Source organism: Limnohabitans sp. Rim8 (assembly GCF_943326455.1).
Lineage (GTDB): Bacteria > Pseudomonadota > Gammaproteobacteria > Burkholderiales > Burkholderiaceae_C > Limnohabitans_A.
Genome location: NZ_CALPTI020000017.1, coordinates 51043 through 69556, shown reverse-complemented (window position 1 = coordinate 69556; position 18514 = coordinate 51043). Strand labels below are relative to the sequence as shown.

General features: G+C 57.2%; 15 protein-coding genes. 14 read left to right on the top strand and 1 reads right to left on the bottom strand.

Going from position 1 to position 18514, the window contains the following annotated elements; genetic code table 11:
• A partial coding sequence (gene ugpB / locus Q1M54_RS11820; protein WP_300557424.1) for a sn-glycerol-3-phosphate ABC transporter substrate-binding protein UgpB occupies positions 1-1010 on the bottom strand: 1010 nt, incomplete at its 3' end.
• A 266-nt stretch (positions 1011-1276) separates the two neighbouring features.
• On the opposite strand from ugpB, the gene Q1M54_RS11815 reads away from it, so the two are divergent.
• From Q1M54_RS11815 to Q1M54_RS11750, 14 genes are all read left to right on the top strand, one after another.
• A complete protein-coding gene (locus tag Q1M54_RS11815) occupies positions 1277-5155 on the top strand; it encodes an FAD/FMN-binding oxidoreductase (protein ID WP_300557422.1) in 3879 nt (1292 codons plus the stop codon).
• A gap of 17 nt (positions 5156-5172) precedes the next feature.
• Entirely contained in the window at positions 5173-5592 is a 420-nt protein-coding gene (locus Q1M54_RS11810; protein WP_300557420.1) for a DUF971 domain-containing protein, read from the top strand.
• Between the two features lie 10 nt (positions 5593-5602).
• Positions 5603-6334, top strand: a complete 732-nt coding sequence (gene ubiE, locus Q1M54_RS11805; RefSeq protein WP_300557418.1) for a bifunctional demethylmenaquinone methyltransferase/2-methoxy-6-polyprenyl-1,4-benzoquinol methylase UbiE — start codon at positions 5603-5605, stop codon at positions 6332-6334.
• Between the two features lie 35 nt (positions 6335-6369).
• A complete protein-coding gene (locus Q1M54_RS11800) occupies positions 6370-7392 on the top strand; it encodes a TIM44-like domain-containing protein (RefSeq protein ID WP_300557416.1) in 1023 nt (340 codons plus the stop codon).
• A 48-nt stretch (positions 7393-7440) separates the two neighbouring features.
• Entirely contained in the window at positions 7441-8013 is a 573-nt protein-coding gene (locus Q1M54_RS11795) for a hypothetical protein (protein ID WP_300557414.1), read from the top strand.
• Positions 8010-9587, top strand: a complete 1578-nt coding sequence (gene ubiB / locus Q1M54_RS11790; protein WP_300557412.1) for a ubiquinone biosynthesis regulatory protein kinase UbiB — start codon at positions 8010-8012, stop codon at positions 9585-9587. Before Q1M54_RS11795 ends, ubiB begins: the two co-directional genes overlap by 4 nt.
• A 25-nt stretch (positions 9588-9612) precedes the next feature.
• Positions 9613-11088 carry a sodium:solute symporter family protein gene (locus Q1M54_RS11785; RefSeq protein WP_300557410.1) on the top strand — a complete coding sequence of 492 codons (1476 nt, stop codon included), beginning with the start codon at positions 9613-9615 and terminating at the stop codon, positions 11086-11088.
• A 105-nt stretch (positions 11089-11193) separates the two neighbouring features.
• Entirely contained in the window at positions 11194-11529 is a 336-nt protein-coding gene (locus Q1M54_RS11780) for an FmdB family zinc ribbon protein (protein WP_300557408.1), read from the top strand.
• A 43-nt stretch (positions 11530-11572) separates the two neighbouring features.
• Entirely contained in the window at positions 11573-12244 is a 672-nt protein-coding gene (locus tag Q1M54_RS11775) for a DUF502 domain-containing protein (protein ID WP_300557406.1), read from the top strand.
• Between the two features lie 44 nt (positions 12245-12288).
• Complete coding sequence (gene aspS / locus Q1M54_RS11770) at positions 12289-14106, top strand: aspartate--tRNA ligase (protein ID WP_300557404.1); 1818 nt, start codon at positions 12289-12291, stop codon at positions 14104-14106.
• A 185-nt stretch (positions 14107-14291) separates the two neighbouring features.
• On the top strand, positions 14292-15971 hold the full coding sequence (locus Q1M54_RS11765; protein WP_300557402.1) for a ShlB/FhaC/HecB family hemolysin secretion/activation protein: 1680 nt from the start codon (positions 14292-14294) through the stop codon (positions 15969-15971).
• A gap of 116 nt (positions 15972-16087) precedes the next feature.
• The gene (locus Q1M54_RS11760) at positions 16088-16855 is read left to right on the top strand and encodes a SapC family protein (RefSeq protein ID WP_300557400.1); all 768 of its coding nucleotides are present in this window, start codon (positions 16088-16090) and stop codon (positions 16853-16855) included.
• 31 nt (positions 16856-16886) lie between these two features.
• Complete coding sequence (locus Q1M54_RS11755) at positions 16887-17723, top strand: polymer-forming cytoskeletal protein (RefSeq protein WP_300557398.1); 837 nt, start codon at positions 16887-16889, stop codon at positions 17721-17723.
• Complete coding sequence (locus Q1M54_RS11750; protein WP_300557396.1) at positions 17720-18505, top strand: hypothetical protein; 786 nt, start codon at positions 17720-17722, stop codon at positions 18503-18505. The genes Q1M54_RS11755 and Q1M54_RS11750 overlap by 4 nt, the downstream gene beginning before the upstream one ends.
• Positions 18506-18514: the final 9 nt, after the last annotated feature.

The window sequence follows — 18514 nt, the reverse complement described above, 5'->3', positions numbered from 1 at the left end:
TTGGCTGCTTCCTCGGCTTTGGACAGGTGGGCAAAGAACTGGGCCACGCCCTTGTATTCATTGTCCTTCTTGCCCGACATGACCCACAGGCTGGCGCCGCCAATGACGGTGTTCTGGGGTGCACCCGCCACATCGGGGTAGTAAGGCAGGGTGGAGATGCCGGAGGCGAACTTGGCGTTGCGCTTGATGTTGCCGTACAGCGCTGAGCTTCCCGTGGTCATGGCGCATTCGCCCGATACAAAGGTGGCGTCAGCCGCGTTGCCCCGACCCTTGTAGACAAACAAGCCTGTTTTGGCCATGTTGGCCAGGTTCTCGATGTGGCGCACATGCAAGGGGCTGTTGAAGGTCAAGCGTGCGTCGATGCCGCGCATGCCGTTGCCCTTGGAGGCAAATTCGGTGTTGTGCCAAGCTGAGAAGCTCTCGAGCTGGGTCCAGCTCACCCAGCTGGTGGTGAAGGGGCACTTGTGGCCTGATGCTTTGAGCTTGGCAGCCGCCAGAGCCACTTCTGGCCAGGTTTTAGGTGGTTTTTCAGTGTCAAGGCCAGCGGCTTTGAAGGCATCTTTGTTGTAGTGGAAGACGGTGGTTGAGCTGTTAAATGGAAAGCTCAACATCTGGCCATTGGGTGCCGTGTAGTAACCCGCGACCGCCTGCACATAATTTTTGGGGTCGAACTTGACGCCCGCATCCGCCATGATTTTGCCCACAGGCACGATGGCCCCTTTGCTGGCCATCATGGTGGCGGTACCCACTTCAAAGACTTGCAAAATGTGCGGGGCGTTGCCCGATCGAAACGCCGCAATGGCCGCCGTCATCGATTCGTCGTAGCTGCCCTTGAATGTAGGCACGACTTTGTACTGTGTCTGGCTGGCATTGAAGTCTTTGGCATGGTCGTTGACCCATTCGCCCAAGGCGCCGCCCATGGAGTGCCACCATTGGATTTCAACTTGGGCTTGGGCAGTCAAGCCGGACAAACCAAGGGTGAGGGCAGTGAGGGTCAGTTTGAGTTTCATATGAGCTCCTGAGGGTAAAACCAAAAATCAAAACGATGGATGCAATGACATGCATTGGCGCTGATAAGTGTTGCTAAATCATTAAAGTCGAATGAAAATTTTGTGACAACACGGACTTTCCATGATTTTAGACGCTTGGGTGACAGGTGCCCCCACCCTCTGCGCGTGATTGTTGCACTGCGGTAACATCCAACTTCAGCCGGTTTGACACTTTTCCGGGTCTGGCTGACAGCGTCTTCAGCGACGCATTTGATTGCGCCAAACCCATGAATGCACCCAATACGCTCCAACTTTTGATGCAAGCTGACGCCGATGCGCCGCGCTTGCGTGAGATCCCTTACAACTACACCAGCTTCTCAGACCGCGAAATCGTGCTGCGTTTGCTGGGCGAGTCGGCTTGGGACTTGCTGAACCAGTTGCGCCAAGAGCGCGGTACGGGTCGATCTGCTCGCATGTTGTACGAAGTGTTGGGCGACATTTGGGTGGTTGAGCGCAATCCTTATTTGCAAGACGACCTGCTCGACAACCCTGCCCGCCGCAAATTGCTGGTGGAAGCCCTGCAGCACCGTTTGGGCGAAGTGCAAAAACGCCGTACACCCGAGGCCGATGCTGCACGTGACGCCTTGGTGGGCCAATTATTGACCATGGCCACTCAGGCAGTGACCCAGTTCAGCGACCGCTTTACCCGCATGGCGAAGCTGCGCAGCCAAGTGCAGAAGACCCTGGGACGCCTGACGGCCAAGGACAACATCAAGTTTGACGGTCTGTCCCGCGTGAGCCATGTGACCGACGCGACCGACTGGCGCGTGGAATACCCCTTTGTGGTGTTGACGCCAGACTCAGAAGTCGAGATGGCTGGTTTGGTCAAAGGTTGTATCGATTTGGGTTTGACCATCGTGCCACGGGGCGGTGGCACAGGCTACACGGGGGGCGCGATCCCTCTGACTTGGAAGAGTGCAGTCATCAACACCGAGAAGCTCGAAGCCATGACCGAGGTCGAGATGGTCGACCTGCCAGGCATTGCGCACCCGATTCCCACCATCTACACCGAGGCCGGTGTGGTCACCCAGCGCGTGGCCGATGCGGCCGAGCGCGGTGGTTTTGTGTTCGCCGTGGACCCCACTTCGGCCGAAGCCAGCTGCATTGGCGGCAACATCGCCATGAACGCGGGTGGCAAAAAGGCGGTTTTGTGGGGCACAGCCCTCGACAACCTGGCCAGCTGGCGCATGGTGACGCCTGACGCCGAATGGCTGGATGTGGTGCGCATGGACCACAACATGGGCAAGATCCACGACGCCGAGGTCGCCACGTTCGAGTTGCGTTACTTCAAGGCCGACGGCAAGACCCCGATCCGCACTGAAACTTTGGTGATTCCGGGCAAAACCTTCCGCAAGGAAGGCTTGGGCAAGGACGTGACCGATAAGTTCTTGAGCGGCCTGCCCGGCGTGCAAAAAGAAGGCTGCGACGGTTTGATCACCAGCGCCCGCTGGGTGGTGCACCGCATGCCCACCCACACCCGCACGGTGTGCATGGAGTTTTTCGGCCACGCCCGTGAAGCGGTGCCCAGCATCGTCGAGATCAAGGACTTCATGTTTGCCGAGCAAAAGCGCACCGGCACCGTGATGGCCGGTCTGGAGCACTTGGACGACCGCTATTTGCGGGCCGTAGGTTATTCCACCAAGAGCAAGCGTGGCGGCTTTCCCAAAATGGTGCTGATCGGTGACATCGCGGGCGACAACGCCGACGACGTGGCCAAGGCAACCAGCGAGATCGTGCGCATTGCCAACTCGCGCAGCGGCGAAGGCTTCATCGCCATCAGCCCAGAGGCCCGCAAGAAATTCTGGCTCGACCGTAAAAAGACCGCAGCCATATCGCGCCACACCAATGCCTTCAAGGTCAACGAAGACGTGGTCATTCCGCTGCCGCGCATGGCCGAATACACCGATGGCATTGAGCGCATCAACATCGAACTGAGCCTGCGCAACAAGCTCAAGCTGTGCCGCGAGATCGAAGCCTTCTTGGAGCGTGGTCATTTGCCTTTGGGCAAACAAGACGACGCCGGCGACATCCCTTCTGCCGAGTTGCTGGAAGACCGTGTGGCGCAAGCCCTGGCGGTGGTGCGCGATGTGCGTGCGCAGTGGCAAGGCTGGTTGACCGATGTCGACGCGCTGTTTCCTCAGCTGCAAGAACACAGCCTGCGCGCCAGCTGGAAGACGCAAATTCGCCCGGCTTTCCAGAATATCTTCTCGGGCTCAGCCTTTTTGCCGATCCTGAACGAGGTCATGGCCATCCATCAGCGCGTGCTCAAAGGCCGCGTGTGGGTGGCGCTGCACATGCACGCGGGTGACGGCAATGTGCACACCAACATCCCGGTCAACTCAGACAACTACGAAATGCTGCAGACCGCCCACGAGGCAGTGGCCCGCATCATGGTGCTGGCCCGCAGCCTGGACGGCGTGATCTCGGGTGAGCACGGCATTGGCATCACCAAGCTGGAGTTTTTGACCGACGCCGAGTTGGCCAACTTCACCGCTTACAAAGCCAAAGTGGACCCTGAAGGACGCTTCAACAAAGGCAAGCTGCTGCGCGGTGCGGCCCTGGCCGGTTTGGGCGACGATGTGCACGCCGCCGACCTGACGCACGCCTACACCCCCAGCTTTGGCCTGATGGGCCACGAGTCGCTGATCATGCAGCAGTCCGACATCGGTGCGATTGCTGCCAGCGTGAAAGACTGCTTGCGCTGCGGCAAGTGCAAACCCGTGTGCGCCACCCATGTCCCGCGCGCTAATTTGCTCTACAGCCCGCGCAACAAAATTCTGGCCACATCCTTGTTGGTTGAAGCCTTTTTGTACGAAGAGCAAACCCGCCGCGGCATCTCGATCAAGCATTGGCAAGAGTTTGAAGACGTGGCCGACCACTGCACCGTGTGCCACAAGTGTTTGACGCCGTGCCCGGTGAACATCGACTTTGGCGATGTGTCCATGAACATGCGCAACCTGCTGCGCAAGATGGGCCAAAAGAGCTTCCGTCCCGGCAACGCAGCGGCCATGTTCATGCTCAACGCCACCAACCCCGAAACCATCAAGCTGGCGCGTGCCGCTATGGTGGGCGTGGGCATGAAGGCGCAGCGTTTTGTGGCCGGTTTGCTCAAGGGCGTGGCCCGCAAGCAGACCAGTGCACCGCCAGCCAGCGTGGGGACTGCGCCGATCAAAGAGCAGGTGATCCACTTCATCAACAAAAAGATGCCGGGCAACCTGCCCAAAAAGACGGCGCGGGCTTTGCTGGACATCGAAGACAACGATTACGTGCCCATCATTCGCAACCCGAAGGCCACCACGTCTGAATCAGAAGCGGTGTTTTATTTTCCGGGTTGTGGCTCTGAGCGCTTGTTCAGCCAAGTGGGCCTGGCCACCCAGGCCATGCTCTGGCATGTGGGTGTGCAGACCGTGTTGCCACCGGGCTACTTGTGCTGCGGCTACCCGCAAAAAGGCTCTGGCCAGTTTGACAAGGCCGAGAAGATCATCACCGACAACCGGGTGCTGTTCCACCGCGTGGCCAACACGCTCAACTACCTGGACATCAAGACCGTGGTGGTGAGCTGCGGCACCTGTTACGACCAGCTCCAGGGCTACCAGTTCGACAAGATCTTCCCCGGCTGCCGCATCATCGACATCCACGAGTTCTTGCTGGAAAAAGGCATGAAGCTGGGCGAGGGGGGCGCTTATCTGTACCACGACCCCTGCCACAGCCCCATGAAGCAGCAAGAGCCCATGAAGACCGTCAAGGCTTTGATGGGGGACAACGTGATTGAGAGCAAACGCTGCTGCGGCGAGTCGGGCACTTTGGGTGTGACGCGCCCCGACATTTCGACGCAAGTGCGCTTTCGCAAGGAAGAGGAGTTGCTCAAGGGCGAAGCTGCTCTTCGTAGCAGCGGTGCCTTGGCGCCTCAGGCCAATGTGAAAATCCTGACCAGCTGCCCCAGCTGCCTGCAAGGTTTGTCGCGCTTTGGCGACGACATGAAAAACGGCCTGCTCGAAGCCGACTACATTGTGGTCGAGATGGCCAAGCACATCCTGGGCGAAGAATGGATGCCCGAGTACGTGAGCGCTGCCAATGCAGGCGGCATCGAGCGCGTGTTGGTGTAACCCTCTGAAAGAACAAGATGGCCGGATTGAAAAAAGACATGCCCCACCCCGAGTCGCTGACCTTGCACGGTCAGACCCGGGTGCTGGAAATCGGGTTTTCAGACGGGGCGCAGTTCCGCATCCCTTTTGAGCTGATGCGCGTGTACTCGCCTTCGGCCGAAGTGCAAGGCCACGGCCCTGGGCAAGAAGTGCTGCAAACCGGCAAGCGCGAAGTCGGTATTGCCGAAATCGAGCCTGTGGGCAATTACGCCGTGAAACCCACCTTCACCGACGGGCACGAATCGGGCCTGTTCACTTGGGAATACCTGTACTTTTTGGGTGACCAAGAAGCGGCGCTCTGGAAGCAATACGAAGACCGCCTGCAAGCCGCCGGCATGAGCCGTGATGCGCCCATGATCGAAGCCGCAGCAGGTGGCAGCTGCGGTCACAAGCATTGAGGGGGCAGGCATGAGCAGCACCCACTTCGGTTTCAAAACCGTTGACGAAAAAGAGAAAGCCAAGCATGTGCGTGGCGTGTTCGACTCGGTCGCTTCCAAGTACGACGTGATGAACGACCTGATGTCCATGGGCCTGCACCGCGTTTGGAAGGCCTACACCGTGCAGGTGGCCAACCTCAAAGAAGGCGATCAGGTGCTGGACATCGCTGGCGGCACGGGCGACTTGTCGATGGCTTTCGCTAAAAAAGTCGGCGCTTCAGGCCGCGTGGTGCACACCGACATCAACGAAGCCATGCTGTCGACTGGGCGCGATCGCCTGGTCGATCACGGCCTGGTCTTACCGACATTGGTGTGCGATGCCGAAAAACTGCCTTTTCCGGATGGCCACTTCAACGTTGTCAGTGTCGCTTTTGGCCTGCGCAACATGACGCACAAGGATGTGGCCTTGAGGGAAATGTGCCGTGTGCTCAAGCCGGGCGGCAAATTGCTGGTCCTTGAATTTTCCAAAGTGGCAAAGCCTTTGGAGAAAGCTTATGACTGGTACAGCTTCAAGATCTTGCCTCAATTGGGCAAGATGGTGGCGGGTGATGCTGACAGCTACCGCTACTTGGCTGAGTCGATCCGCATGCACCCCAGTCAAGAGGATTTGAAAAACCTTATGAAAAATGCCGGATTTGGTCATGTTGATTTTCACAATTTGTCCGCTGGGGTGGTAGCCTTACATATGGGCATTAAATGTTGACGTCCAAAAACTGTATTTCCTGAGTTGGAGACACCATGAATAGCAAACTTGTAACCCTGATGCTCGCTGGCGTGATGGCCTTGGGTAGTCTGAACGCAGAGGCCGCACGCCGCATGGGTGGCGGCAAGTCTGTTGGACAGCAATCCAACCAAGTGACCAAGCGCGACGCCGCACCGCAAACACCGGCTGCTCCGGCTCAAAATGCTGCACCCACCAACGCAGCCAAACCCGCTGCAGCACCTGCTGCCGCCGCGCCCAAGAAGCCTTGGGGTGCCATGCTGGGTGGTTTGGCCGCGGGCTTGGGCTTGGCCTGGTTGGCCAGCTCCCTCGGCATGGGTGAAGCCTTTGGCAACATCTTGATGGCTTTGTTGATCGGTGTGGCCGTCGTTGCCGTGATCGGTATGATCCTTCGAGCTCGCCGCGGGGGCGGTGCTCAGTCGGGTGGCTTGGCTTACCAAGGTGCTGGAGCCTCGGCCGACAACCCTTCAACTTACAAGCAGTACAGCCCCAACAACGTTGGTAACGACTCGTCGGCGCGTCCTTGGGAAGCGCAAAACACCCGTTTTGACAGTTCAGCCGCATCACAATCTACCGGCTCCATGATCGGCTCGGGCATTGGTTCTGGCCTGAATGCCAGCGCCAGTGACAGTCTGAGCGGTTCACAAACCTGGGGCATCCCTGCAGGCTTTGATGTCGAGAGCTTCATCACTGCCGCTAAGCGCAACTTTGTGACCTTGCAAGATGCTTGGGACCGTTCGGACATCAGCGCCCTGCGTTCCATGATGACCGACGCCATGGTGGTTGAGATCCGCAACCAATTGTCTGAGCGTGAAGCCCAGTTCCCTGGACAACCCAACAAAACCGAAGTGGTCATGTTGGACGCCCAGCTTTTGGGCATTGAAGAGCAGGCCGACGACTACATGGCCAGCGTCGAGTTCAACGGCATGATCCGTGAAGACGCGTCATCGGGACCCAGTCCATTCCGTGAAGTTTGGAACATGACCAAATCCAAGCAGGGCGGTGGTTGGTTGGTCGCAGGCGTGCAAGCGCTTCAATAAAGCCCGGGCCCCTTTGTGGGCCAGCACTTTCGGGAATAATCGGGGACTATGGCAACACAGTCCCCTTTTTCATGGGCCGCTCAGGCGTTACCCGACCTGGCCGCCCAAATGGCCCACAAATTCAACACCTCTTTTCAGCCGCCTGAATGGGTGGTTGACGAAGCGGTCAACCGCATGGTGCTTTTTCTTAACCATGTCTTGATGAGTGAGCCTGAAGCCATGGCCCGTTTGGCCCGTCAAAAAGGCCAGCGCATCGAGCTGGTTTGGGAGCGTGTGCAGCTGCAGCTGACACCAACCCCCGCGGGCTTGCTTGCGCGGGGGCACTTTGAGGGTTTTGACCTGCGCCTGACGGTGACCGAAGAGTCGCCTGTTTCTTTGGCTTCGGCCCTGGCACGGGGTGACAAACCCAAAGTGCGGATCGAAGGCGATGTTCAACTGGCTGCTGAGATCAACTGGTTGATCGACCATGTGCGTTGGGACGCCGAGGAGGATCTGGCGCGCCTGATCGGGGATGCCCCTGCTCACACCTTGGCACAAGCTGCCCGTCAGGCCATGACGGCCTTGCGCAGTTTTGTCGCCCAGCGCCCTGGCACCGGGCTGCGCACGGGCAGCGCAGCATGATGCGCTGGGGCCGTTTCGGGCGCGGTGCCTTCATCGTTTTCATCGTCTTGCGCTACGGCCTGGACGAGTTGGTGTTGTCGAGCTTTCAAAAACCCTGGATTCGGCTGCTGGCCCGTGTGCTTTCGGTCGGACGTGACTTGCGTTCGCCCCGTGCCGTGCGTTTGCGTGAAGCCTTGGAACGTTTGGGCCCAATTTTTGTGAAATTTGGCCAAGTGCTGTCCACCCGACGCGATTTGCTGGCCCCCGACATCGCTGAAGAGCTGGCTAAGCTGCAAGACCGTGTGCCACCTTTCAGCTCGGCGATTGCTGTGGACTCGATTGAGCGAGCATTTGGCCGCCCGGTTGATGATATTTTTGAAACCTTTGAGCGTGAACCGGTGGCCAGCGCATCGATCGCGCAGGTGCACTTCGCCACCTTGCGCGGCAAATCGGGCGAAGTACGCGAGGTGGCGGTCAAAGTTTTGCGACCGGGGATGTTGCCCGTCATCGACAAAGACTTGGGCCTGATGCGCATGATGGCGGGTTGGGTCGAAAGCTTGAGCACCGATGGCAAGCGCCTCAAACCCCGTGAGGTGGTGGCCGAATTTGATAAATACCTGCACGACGAGCTGGATCTGGTGCGAGAAGCGGCCAACGCCGCGCAGTTGCGGCGCAACATGCAAGGCTTGGATTTGGTGTTGATCCCCGAGATGATCTGGGACTTTTGCCACCCCGAGGTCATCGTCATGCAGCGCATGCACGGTGTGCCCATCAGCCAGGTTGACCGCTTGCGTGAAGCGGGTGTGGATATCCCTAAGCTGGCCCGCGATGGCGTGACGCTGTTTTTCACACAAGTGTTCCGCGACGGCTTCTTCCATGCCGACATGCACCCGGGCAACATCCAGGTCAGCCTGGCCCCCGAGACCTTTGGCCGTTACATATCACTTGACTTTGGCATTGTGGGCACGCTCACCGAGTACGACAAGGAGTACCTGGCGCAAAACTTCACGGCTTTTTTCCGCCGTGACTACAAGCGCGTGGCCGAGCTTCACATCGAGTCGGGCTGGGTGCCCGCCGAGACGCGGGTCGATGAGCTGGAGTCGGCCATTCGCGCTGTCTGCGAGCCTTACTTTGATCGCCCGCTCAAGGAAATTTCTTTGGGCATGGTGTTGATGCGCCTGTTTCAGACTTCACGCCGTTTCCAAGTTGAAATCCAGCCGCAGTTGGTGTTGTTGCAAAAAACCTTGCTCAACATCGAAGGCTTGGGTCGCGATCTGGACCCTGAGCTTGATCTGTGGAGCACGGCCAAGCCCTTTCTGGAAACTTGGATGTTGGAGCAAATCGGACCCAAAAAGCTCTGGGAGGAGCTCAAAGCCCAGGCCCCGCATTACGCCAAGTTATTGCCTCAGTTGCCGCGTTTGCTGAGCGATTACCTCAAGCAACCGCGTTCGAACGATGCAACGCAGATCGAGCACTTGTTGGCAGAGCAGCGCAGAACCAACAAACTGCTGCAAACCCTGATTTACGCTGGGCTTGGTTTTGTGGTTTCCTTGGCGGTTTTGCAACTTGCCATGCATTTGCAACTGTTCATGTGATTTTTGAAATCTGGAGGGTACGAAGGTGTTGCTGACTTTTGTGATCGCTTATTTGACAGTGACCATTGGCATTGGTCTGTTTGCAGCACGCAGGGTCCATGGGGCCAAGGACTATCTGGTGGCAGGCAGAAGCTTGCCGCTTTACATGAATGTGGCCACGGTGTTTGCCACCTGGTTTGGTGCTGAAACGGTGTTGTCCGTGTCGGCCACATTCGCCAAAGACGGCTTGAATGGCATTCCGGGTGACCCTTTTGGCGCCTCTGTTTGCCTGGTGTTGGCCGCTTTGTTGTTTGCCAAGCTGTTTTACAGATTGAACCTATTGACCATTGGTGACTTTTACAAGGTCCGGTACGGCAAGTCGGTGGAGGTTTTGACCAGTGTGGCGATTGTGGTGTCTTATTTGGGCTGGACTTCGGCGCAACTGACGGCGCTGGGATTGGTCATTCATGTCTTGTCGTCGGGTGCCATTGACCTGAACCACGCCATCATGATGGGCGCTGCCGTCGTGCTGGTCTACACCGTGTTTGGCGGCATGTGGTCGGTGGCTTTCACCGACTTGTTTCAGACGGTGGTGATCGTGGTGGGGCTGATGGCGGTGGCCTTGTTGGTAGGAGACAACGCCGGTGGCTTTGACAAAGTCATTGCGCAAGCAGCAGCCGACGGCAAGTTCGACATGTTCCCGTCGGACATGGACGCTGCGGCTTGGTGGGCCATGGCGGGAGCCTTCTTTGCCTTTGCATTTGGCTCTATCCCACAGCAAGACGTGTTTCAGCGCATGACCAGTGCCAAAGACGAAAAAACCGCAGTTCGCGGCACCCTTATCGGTTCCCTGATGTACTTCGTGATGGCCTTTATTCCCTTGTACATCGCCTACGCTGCCCTGATCGCTCACCCTGAACTGAAAAGCTTGTTTGATTCGGAAGACGCTCGGGCCATTCAGCGCATCCTGCCCGATTTGGTTTTGGGGCAAATGCCCATGTGGGCGCAAATCCTGTTCTTTGGCGCTTTGCTCTCGGCCATTTTGTCCACCGCCAGCGGCGCTTTGTTGGCCCCAACAGCCACCTTCACCGAAAACGTGCTCAAGCCTTTTGTGCCCCACATGAGCGATCGTCAGTTTTTGCTGCTGTTGCGGGTGACATTGGTCAGCTTCACAGCCTGTGCCTTGTTGTTTGCCATGAACAGCACGAGCACCATGTATGAAATGGTGCAAAACGCTTACAACGTGACCTTGACCGGCGCATTTGTGCCCTTGATAGCCGGGGCTTTCTGGCGTCGTGCCAACACCCAAGGCGCTTTGTTCTCGGTGGTGTTGGGCGTGGGCACTTGGCTGGTGTTCAACTTTTGGATACCCGATACCCTGATACCTGCCAACTTGCTGGGATTGATGGCTTCCATCGTGGGCATGTTGCTGGGTTCTTTGTTACCGGCGATTTTCCCTAATCGGGGTCAATCGATAGCCAGTGCTTTGGGCCATGCTGTCCAAGAGCCGACGGGTCGTTGACCCATTGGCCCGAGCGGGCCGTTAAACCGGCGGTGACCGGGCCATGATGGCTCGGTCGAGCCTATAATTGAAGGTTTTCTTGCATCACCTTCAAAGGCTTTTTCAATGCCCATTTACGCTTACAAATGCGACGCCTGCGGCCATGCCAAGGATGTCCTGCAAAAAATGAGCGACGATTCCCTGACCGATTGCCCGGTTTGCGGTGCGCCCAAATTCAACAAACAACTCACAGCCCCTGGTTTTCAACTCAAAGGCACGGGTTGGTACGCCACCGACTTCAAGGGCGGTGGTTCGGCGGCCACTGCGGTGCCCGCCGCTGCAACCACAGCCGATGCTGTGGCCGCGCCCGCAACTGCTGCCCCCTCGGGTGGTGACACTTCCGGTTCTTCGACAAGCTCCAGCAGTGCAGGGGCCTGCGCTGCTTCTTGTGCCTGTCATTGACGTTGCCTGAAATTCATTGATCCTTGCCCCACCGATCGCCCACATGAAAAACCGCAGCTTCAAACAATACTTCATCACCGGCTTGCTGGTGTGGCTGCCCATGGGCATCACCGTCTGGGTCATCATGTGGCTGGTGGGCATGCTGGACGCCATTTTCTTGGCCGTGTTGCATGCAGCAGACACCCTGATTCCAGGAATTCATGCCAATGCCGAATACCTGCGTGGTGTGCCCGGTTTGGGTGTGGCGATTGTGGCCGTCTTCATTTTTGCCACGGGTGTGTTTGTGGCCAATATGTTTGGCCAATGGTGGTTGCGCAAATGGCACGGCATGATGAACCGCATCCCCGTGGTTCGCAGCATCTACACCAGCGTCAAACAGGTGGCCGACACCTTGTTTTCGGGCAGCGGCCATGCCTTTTCCAAGGCGCTGTTGGTCCAATACCCCCGACAAGGCTCATGGACCGTGGCCTTCTTAACGGGCACCCCAGGCGGTGAGGTTGCCACCCACATGAACCAGCCCATGGTCAGTGTGTATGTGCCGACCACGCCCAACCCGACATCGGGGTTCTTTTTGATGATGCCCAAAGCCGACGTGGTCGAACTCGATATGACCGTGGATGATGCCCTCAAGTACATCATTTCCATGGGCGTCATGGTGCCCCCTATCCGTGGCCCCAAGCCAAGCGCAGACGCCTTGAAGCCTCCTGCTGCCTAACCCCTTTTTCACCGAACTGTTTTTGCGATTTCAGAAAGTACAACATGTCCATGCGCTCCCATTACTGCGGTCAAGTGACCGAAGCCTTGACCGATCAAAGCGTGAGCCTGTGTGGCTGGGTGAATCGCCGCCGTGACCATGGCGGCGTGATCTTCATCGACCTTCGCGACCGCGAAGGTTATGTGCAGGTGGTGTGTGACCCTGATCGTCCTGATATGTTCAAGGTGGCCGAAGACGTGCGCAATGAGTACTGCGTCCAAATCAAAGGGACTGTGCGCGCTCGCCCCGATGGCACCACCAACGAAGGCCTCAAAAGCGGCAAGATCGAGGTGTTGTGCCACGAGCTGATCGTGTTGAACGAATCGGTGACGCCGCCCTTCCAGATCGACGACGACAACCTGTCAGAGACAACACGCCTCACGCACCGCGTGCTGGACCTGCGCCGCCCCTACATGCAAAACAACCTGATGCTGCGCTACAAAGTGGCGATGGAGGTGCGCAAGTACTTGGACGAAAACGGCTTCGTGGACATCGAAACCCCCATGTTGACCAAGAGCACACCCGAAGGTGCACGCGATTATCTGGTGCCCAGCCGTGTACACGATGGTCAGTTTTTCGCGCTGCCCCAGTCGCCCCAGCTGTTCAAGCAGCTTTTGATGGTGGCCGGTTACGACCGTTACTACCAAATCACCAAGTGCTTCCGCGACGAAGACTTGCGCGCCGACCGCCAACCCGAATTCACGCAGATCGATATCGAAACTTCTTTCCTGACCGAAGAAGAAATCCGCGACATGTTCCAGGGCATGATCAAACGTGTGTTCCTCAAAACCATTGGCGTGGACTTGGGCGAATTCCCGGTCATGACCTACCAGGACGCGATGCACATCTACGGCTCCGACAAGCCTGATCTGCGCGTCAAGCTGCAGTTCACCGAAGTGACCGATGTCATGGGCGATGTGGACTTCAAAGTTTTCTCAGGTGCGGCCAACATGAAGGGTGGCCGTGTGGTCGCGCTGCGCGTGCCGGGTGGCTCGGTCGAAGGCGGTGGCATCAGCCGCGGTGAGATCGACGCTTACACCGAGTTCGTCAAGATCTACGGCGCCAAGGGCTTGGCTTACATCCGTGTCAACGACCTGTCCAAAGGCCGTGATGGCTTGCAGTCGCCCATCGTCAAGAACATCCATGACGCGGCATTGAATGCGGTGTTGCAGCGCTCGGGCGCGCAAAACGGCGACCTGATCTTCTTCGGTGCTGACAAAGAAAAAATCGTCAATGACGCCATCGGCGCCTTGCGCATCAAGATCGGTCACAGCGAGTTTGGCAAGAAAAACGGTTTGTTCGAGAACCGCTGGGCGCCGATGTGGGTGGTCGACTTCCCCATGTTCGAGCACGACGAAGAGAACGACCGCTGGGCCGCTGTTCACCACCCCTTCACCGCGCCCAAAGACGGCCACGAGGACTGGATGGTCACTGCACCTGAAAAGTGCATCTCCAAAGGCTACGACATGGTCTTGAACGGATGGGAAATGGGCGGCGGCTCGGTGCGTATCCACCGCGCCGATGTGCAGCAAAAAGTGTTTGATGCCCTGAAGATCACGCCCGAAGAAGCCCAACTCAAATTCGGTTTCTTGCTCGACGCCCTGCAATACGGCGCGCCACCGCACGGTGGCCTGGCTTTTGGTTTGGACCGCATCGTCACGCTCATGACCGGTGCCGAATCCATCCGTGACGTGATCGCCTTCCCCAAGACCCAGCGCGCTCAGTGTTTGCTCACCCAAGCGCCGAGCCCTGTGGACGAGAAGCAACTGCGCGAATTGCACATCAAGCTGCGCAACATGGACGCAGCCAAAACCACCGCATAAGCCGAGTTCTAACCAACCCCATGCCAGCGCCACCTTCGGGTGGCGTTGGTGTTTGTGCCCTGCAAATGGGCGCAGGACTTGAATCCTTATGTTTAACAAAAATATCAATTTTTGTTTATTTGGGATTTTTTGGCTCTGAAAACGTCTTTAAGTTAAAAAAGAGAAAACGACTTTTTCTTTTTTATATGACCTGCAAGACATATTCCTCTTATTTGTTGTTGCCTTTGATGGTTTCGGCCATGGGTGCTAATGCTCAAAACACGGCCATTCCAGTGGACGCGGGTAGTTTGAGGCAACAAATTGAACAGACGCGAGAGTTCAGTTTGCCGCAAGCTGTGCGACCTCAGCCTGCTTTGGCGCCGCCACTTCAAAAATCCAAAGACGGTGCCACCATCAAAGTGCGCGAGTTCAGGTTTCAAGGCAATACGCTGCTTTCGTCAGATGTTTTGGCGGCTGCGCTTTCAGACTTTGTCAACCGTGAGTTGAGCTTCGAGGGTTTGCAATCGGCCACGGACGCTGTGGGTGCCGCTTACCGACAAGCTGGCTATGTCGTGCGGGCCTACTTGCCCGAACAAGACATCACTGAGCAAGTTGTGAAAATCCAGATCATTGAGGCACGTTTTGCCGGTGTTCGCATCGAAGGTGAACCTTCCAAACTGGTCGACCGCAAAGAAATCGAGGCCTTCATCAATTCAGCGCAAGCAGCCGGAAAAATATTGCGTGCAGACGCCATGGACCGTGCACTGTTGTTGCTGGACGATTTGCCGGGGGTGAGTGTTGCAGGCACTTTGGCTCCTGGTCAATCCGACGGCGAAACCTTGCTGGTCTTGCAGACTACAGATGAGCCCTTCATCTACGGCAGCGTGGGCCTGGACAATGCGGGATCCTTGTCGACAGGCACCAACCGCGTCACAGCCAACCTGAACGTCAACAGCCCGGGTGGCCGGGGTGAATTGTTCAACGTGAGCGCCATGGTGACCGAAGGCATCAACTTTGGCAGGGTGTCGTTGACTGTCCCTGATCGACACGATGGCTTGCGTCTGGGCGCCAGTTTGTCCTCGATGAATTTTAAAGTTCGTCAGACGTCGGTGGCCAACGCCCAAGTAAAAGGCTCATCCGTCACCATGGGACTTGACCTCAGTTACCCCGTGCTGCGCAGCCGCATGCAAAACGTTTACTGGACCATGGGGTTGGACAACAAAACCTTTTTCACCGAGGACTCGGTGGTCAGGTCTGATTACGCCAGTTATGCCCTTCGCACAGGCTTCTCAGGCAACCGTTTCGACGATTTGGGCGGTGGCGGTGCCAACAGTGCTTCAGTACAAATGCTTTGGGGCAAGTTGGCAGACATGCGTCAGCACAGCGCTCTCAGCACCATCAACCCATCATTTCAAAAGCTCAACTTCAGTCTGAGCCGACAGCAAACGCTGGCCCCAAGCCACTCGCTTTTGGTCTCGATGCAGACCCAACACGCGACCCAAGTTTTGGACAGTTCTGAGCGATTCTTTGTCGGTGGTGCTCAAAGTGTTCGTGCTTACGGCCCGAGCGAAATGGGCGGTGACCGCGGTCAGATGATGAGCACCGAGTGGCGTTGGCGCCTGGACCGTGCTTTGGTACTCACCGCTTTTGTTGACCAAAGCCGTGTGGTGCAACTGCCTCTGACGAGCAGTGATCAAAAAACCACCATGGATCTTTATGGCCACGGCCTCAGTGCCGATTGGCAAGCGCCTATGGGCATTGTGACCAAATTGACGTGGTCAAGACGCAATGGCCGGAACCCGCAGGCCAACATCAATACGGGCAATGACAGCGATGGCACGCTCAAAGTTGACCGCTTCTGGGTGAGCGCAACCAAGTCTTTCTGAAACCCTCCATGAATTTCAAAAGATCTTCATTTTTCCTGTCTACGGTGATGCTGCTCAGCAGCGCAAGTTGGTCTCAGTCCCCCAGTGCTTCCTCAAATACACAAAGAACCCGTCCCATGAGCAACGAACAGCAAGTCACCGCCTTTTTTTACAAACAACCTGTGGTTTTAGACCGTGACACGCACAAAGACCTGCGCATCAAACCGGGCGATGCCATGTTTGCAAAAAACACACAGGCCGTGCCCTTGCTGGTGACAGAGTTTCCAGAAGCTTGTCTCGAGTACCCCATTGTTTTTTCCAAAGGCAACGGCGGGCAGTGGCTGGCTTTGGCCATGACCGGCCTGACCCAAAACCTGAACGCTTTTGTCGATGCCAAAGGGGTTTGGAACGCGCGCTACGTTCCGGCCAGTGTTCGGCGTTACCCGTTCATTTTGGCCGAGGGTAACAACAAAGAGTTGAGCTTGGCGGCCGATTTGTCAGCGCCACAACTGGGCAAAGAAGGTGATGCCTTGTTTGACGACAAAGGACAACCGACCGAAGTGATCAAGGGCGTGATGAACCTTCTGGCCGAATTCCAAGGGCAAGCCAAACTGACGGAAGCCGTTGTCCAGAAATTCGAAGAAGCGGGTTTGCTGATGCAGCAAAACCTGGAAGTGCGTTTGGGTGATGGCCGCAACGCGGTGGTGGAAGGCGTGTGGATCATTGACGAGAAAAAAATGCGGGAACTGCCCGACGACAAGATCTTGTCTTGGTTCAAAGGCGGTGAGCTGACCGCCATGAACGCTCAAATGCTGTCGTTGCGCAATTTGTTGCCGTTGTTGGAGCGCGTGAAGACCGACGAGTCGGTTGACAACGACAAAAAACAAGCCCTCCGCAAGAAGTGATTTGTAAACCGCCTTGAACTGAGACACTGACATGACCACTGCAAACACCGCCGATAGCGCTGCCAACTCACCCGCCCAAGACAACGTGATGGTGGTCGGCGTCGGATTCCACGTGGAAGGCCATGTTTCTGGGCAGGGCGCCTTGCTGATCAAGGGCTCTGTTCAGGGCGATGTCACCGCCGACACCGTCAAGCTGAGCGAAGGCGCCAAAGTGATGGGCCATGTGCAGTGTCGGCAACTCGATGTGGCGGGTCACCTCGAAGGTGGTTTCAGCGCCGACGATGTGGTGGTGCGGGCGCCAGGCTCGGTGCACGCCACGACCGAATCGGTCAGCCGCCGCACCGTCTTGCTGGCTGGCGAAATTTCAGGATTGCTGCGCCTGCAGCAACTCAAAGTTGAAACGACGGGCCTCTTCAGCGGCCAGTTGCATGTGGCGCAAATGGACGTGGACGGGCATGTACAAGGTCACATAGAGGCCGACGACGTGGTGGTCCGTGGCGGCGGCACCGTCGACGGTCAATTGATTTATGGCAATTTATCGATGGAGCGCGGCAGCGACGTCAGCGGTCAGATCCAGCGCAAAGAAAGGCGCAAACCCTCGGTACAGACGCCTGCGCCAGAAACGGTTCAGCTGCATCTGCCCGTCAACATCCTGCAGCAACTGCGCAGAAACCCCAACGATCTTGTGGTCAGTTTGGTCAATGGCGATGCCCTGCCGGCTTGGATTCAAGTGGACCTCAAATTGGCCTCTCTGGTGCTCGGCAAAACCCAGTTGAAAGAACTCACCGAAGCCGGACAAAGCCTGTCGATCCGTGTGCAAGCGGGTTCAGAAAACCAAACCTTCAAAATTCCGCCTGACGCCCCATGATGCGTTTTTTGCGTCTCATGCCCTGGTTGCGCCTCAGCTTTCTGGTTGTGGCGCTGAGCCTGTTGAGTGGTGGCGTTTGGTCGCAGGACGAAGCTTCACAACGCTCTTTGGCGCAAGCACAAGAAATCCGTTTGCAGCTTCAAAAGCTCGGTGGCCAGTTGGCTCGCCTGCGCCAAAACAGCACCCAAGCCGACCTCAAGCTGTCGGTGCAGGTGCGAGGGGTGCAGCAGCAAATTGAGCAACTGGAACGCAAGCAAGCTGATTTGATCGAACGCTTGCAAACCCTGCAAACCCACCACGAACAAAATCAAGCCGATCACCGTCTGCACCACCAGCAACTGGTCAAGGTGCTTTGGGGATTGGCCGGTCTGGGGGGATTGATGTTGCTGATGTTGTGGCGTCTGCGCTCGCCACGTGCGCTGTCGAGTGAGCGGGTCCAGCCCAGCACCACGCAGCCGCGTGATTCACAGCCAACTGCCACTCTGCCTGTAACCATGCAAAACAAGGCTGCATTGGCCAGTGTTGCCACGCAGCCCTTGGCTTCGTCAGAGCCGGCAGCATCCGAACCACCGCCCATGACCTCTGCCGAAGCGGGTGAGGTGGGTGAACAGGGTGTGGCGCGTGTCACAACGCCCTCGGTCGTCATTTCGCCGGTGGGTTTCACGCCCCCTTTTGTGAACGCCACTGCCGATTTGGCTGTGTCAGTCACCGATTCAAGCAGTACCGAACAGGTTTTGGCAAAAGGCCTTCAAGGCTTTATGCAGCCTGTTCAATTCAAATGATGAGTTCGC

What these genes read in the sequence shown, in the direction of transcription:
- Q1M54_RS11815 (WP_300557422.1), top strand. Translation starts at nt 1,277, where the DNA reads ATGAATGCACCCAATACGCTCCAACTTTTGATGCAAGCTGACGCCGAT.
- Q1M54_RS11810 (WP_300557420.1), top strand. Translation starts at nt 5,173, where the DNA reads ATGGCCGGATTGAAAAAAGACATGCCCCACCCCGAGTCGCTGACCTTG.
- ubiE (WP_300557418.1), top strand. Translation starts at nt 5,603, where the DNA reads ATGAGCAGCACCCACTTCGGTTTCAAAACCGTTGACGAAAAAGAGAAA.
- Q1M54_RS11800 (WP_300557416.1), top strand. Translation starts at nt 6,370, where the DNA reads ATGAATAGCAAACTTGTAACCCTGATGCTCGCTGGCGTGATGGCCTTG.
- Q1M54_RS11795 (WP_300557414.1), top strand. Translation starts at nt 7,441, where the DNA reads ATGGCAACACAGTCCCCTTTTTCATGGGCCGCTCAGGCGTTACCCGAC.
- ubiB (WP_300557412.1), top strand. Translation starts at nt 8,010, where the DNA reads ATGATGCGCTGGGGCCGTTTCGGGCGCGGTGCCTTCATCGTTTTCATC.
- Q1M54_RS11780 (WP_300557408.1), top strand. Translation starts at nt 11,194, where the DNA reads ATGCCCATTTACGCTTACAAATGCGACGCCTGCGGCCATGCCAAGGAT.
- Q1M54_RS11775 (WP_300557406.1), top strand. Translation starts at nt 11,573, where the DNA reads ATGAAAAACCGCAGCTTCAAACAATACTTCATCACCGGCTTGCTGGTG.
- aspS (WP_300557404.1), top strand. Translation starts at nt 12,289, where the DNA reads ATGTCCATGCGCTCCCATTACTGCGGTCAAGTGACCGAAGCCTTGACC.
- Q1M54_RS11765 (WP_300557402.1), top strand. Translation starts at nt 14,292, where the DNA reads ATGACCTGCAAGACATATTCCTCTTATTTGTTGTTGCCTTTGATGGTT.
- Q1M54_RS11760 (WP_300557400.1), top strand. Translation starts at nt 16,088, where the DNA reads ATGAGCAACGAACAGCAAGTCACCGCCTTTTTTTACAAACAACCTGTG.
- Q1M54_RS11755 (WP_300557398.1), top strand. Translation starts at nt 16,887, where the DNA reads ATGACCACTGCAAACACCGCCGATAGCGCTGCCAACTCACCCGCCCAA.
- Q1M54_RS11750 (WP_300557396.1), top strand. Translation starts at nt 17,720, where the DNA reads ATGATGCGTTTTTTGCGTCTCATGCCCTGGTTGCGCCTCAGCTTTCTG.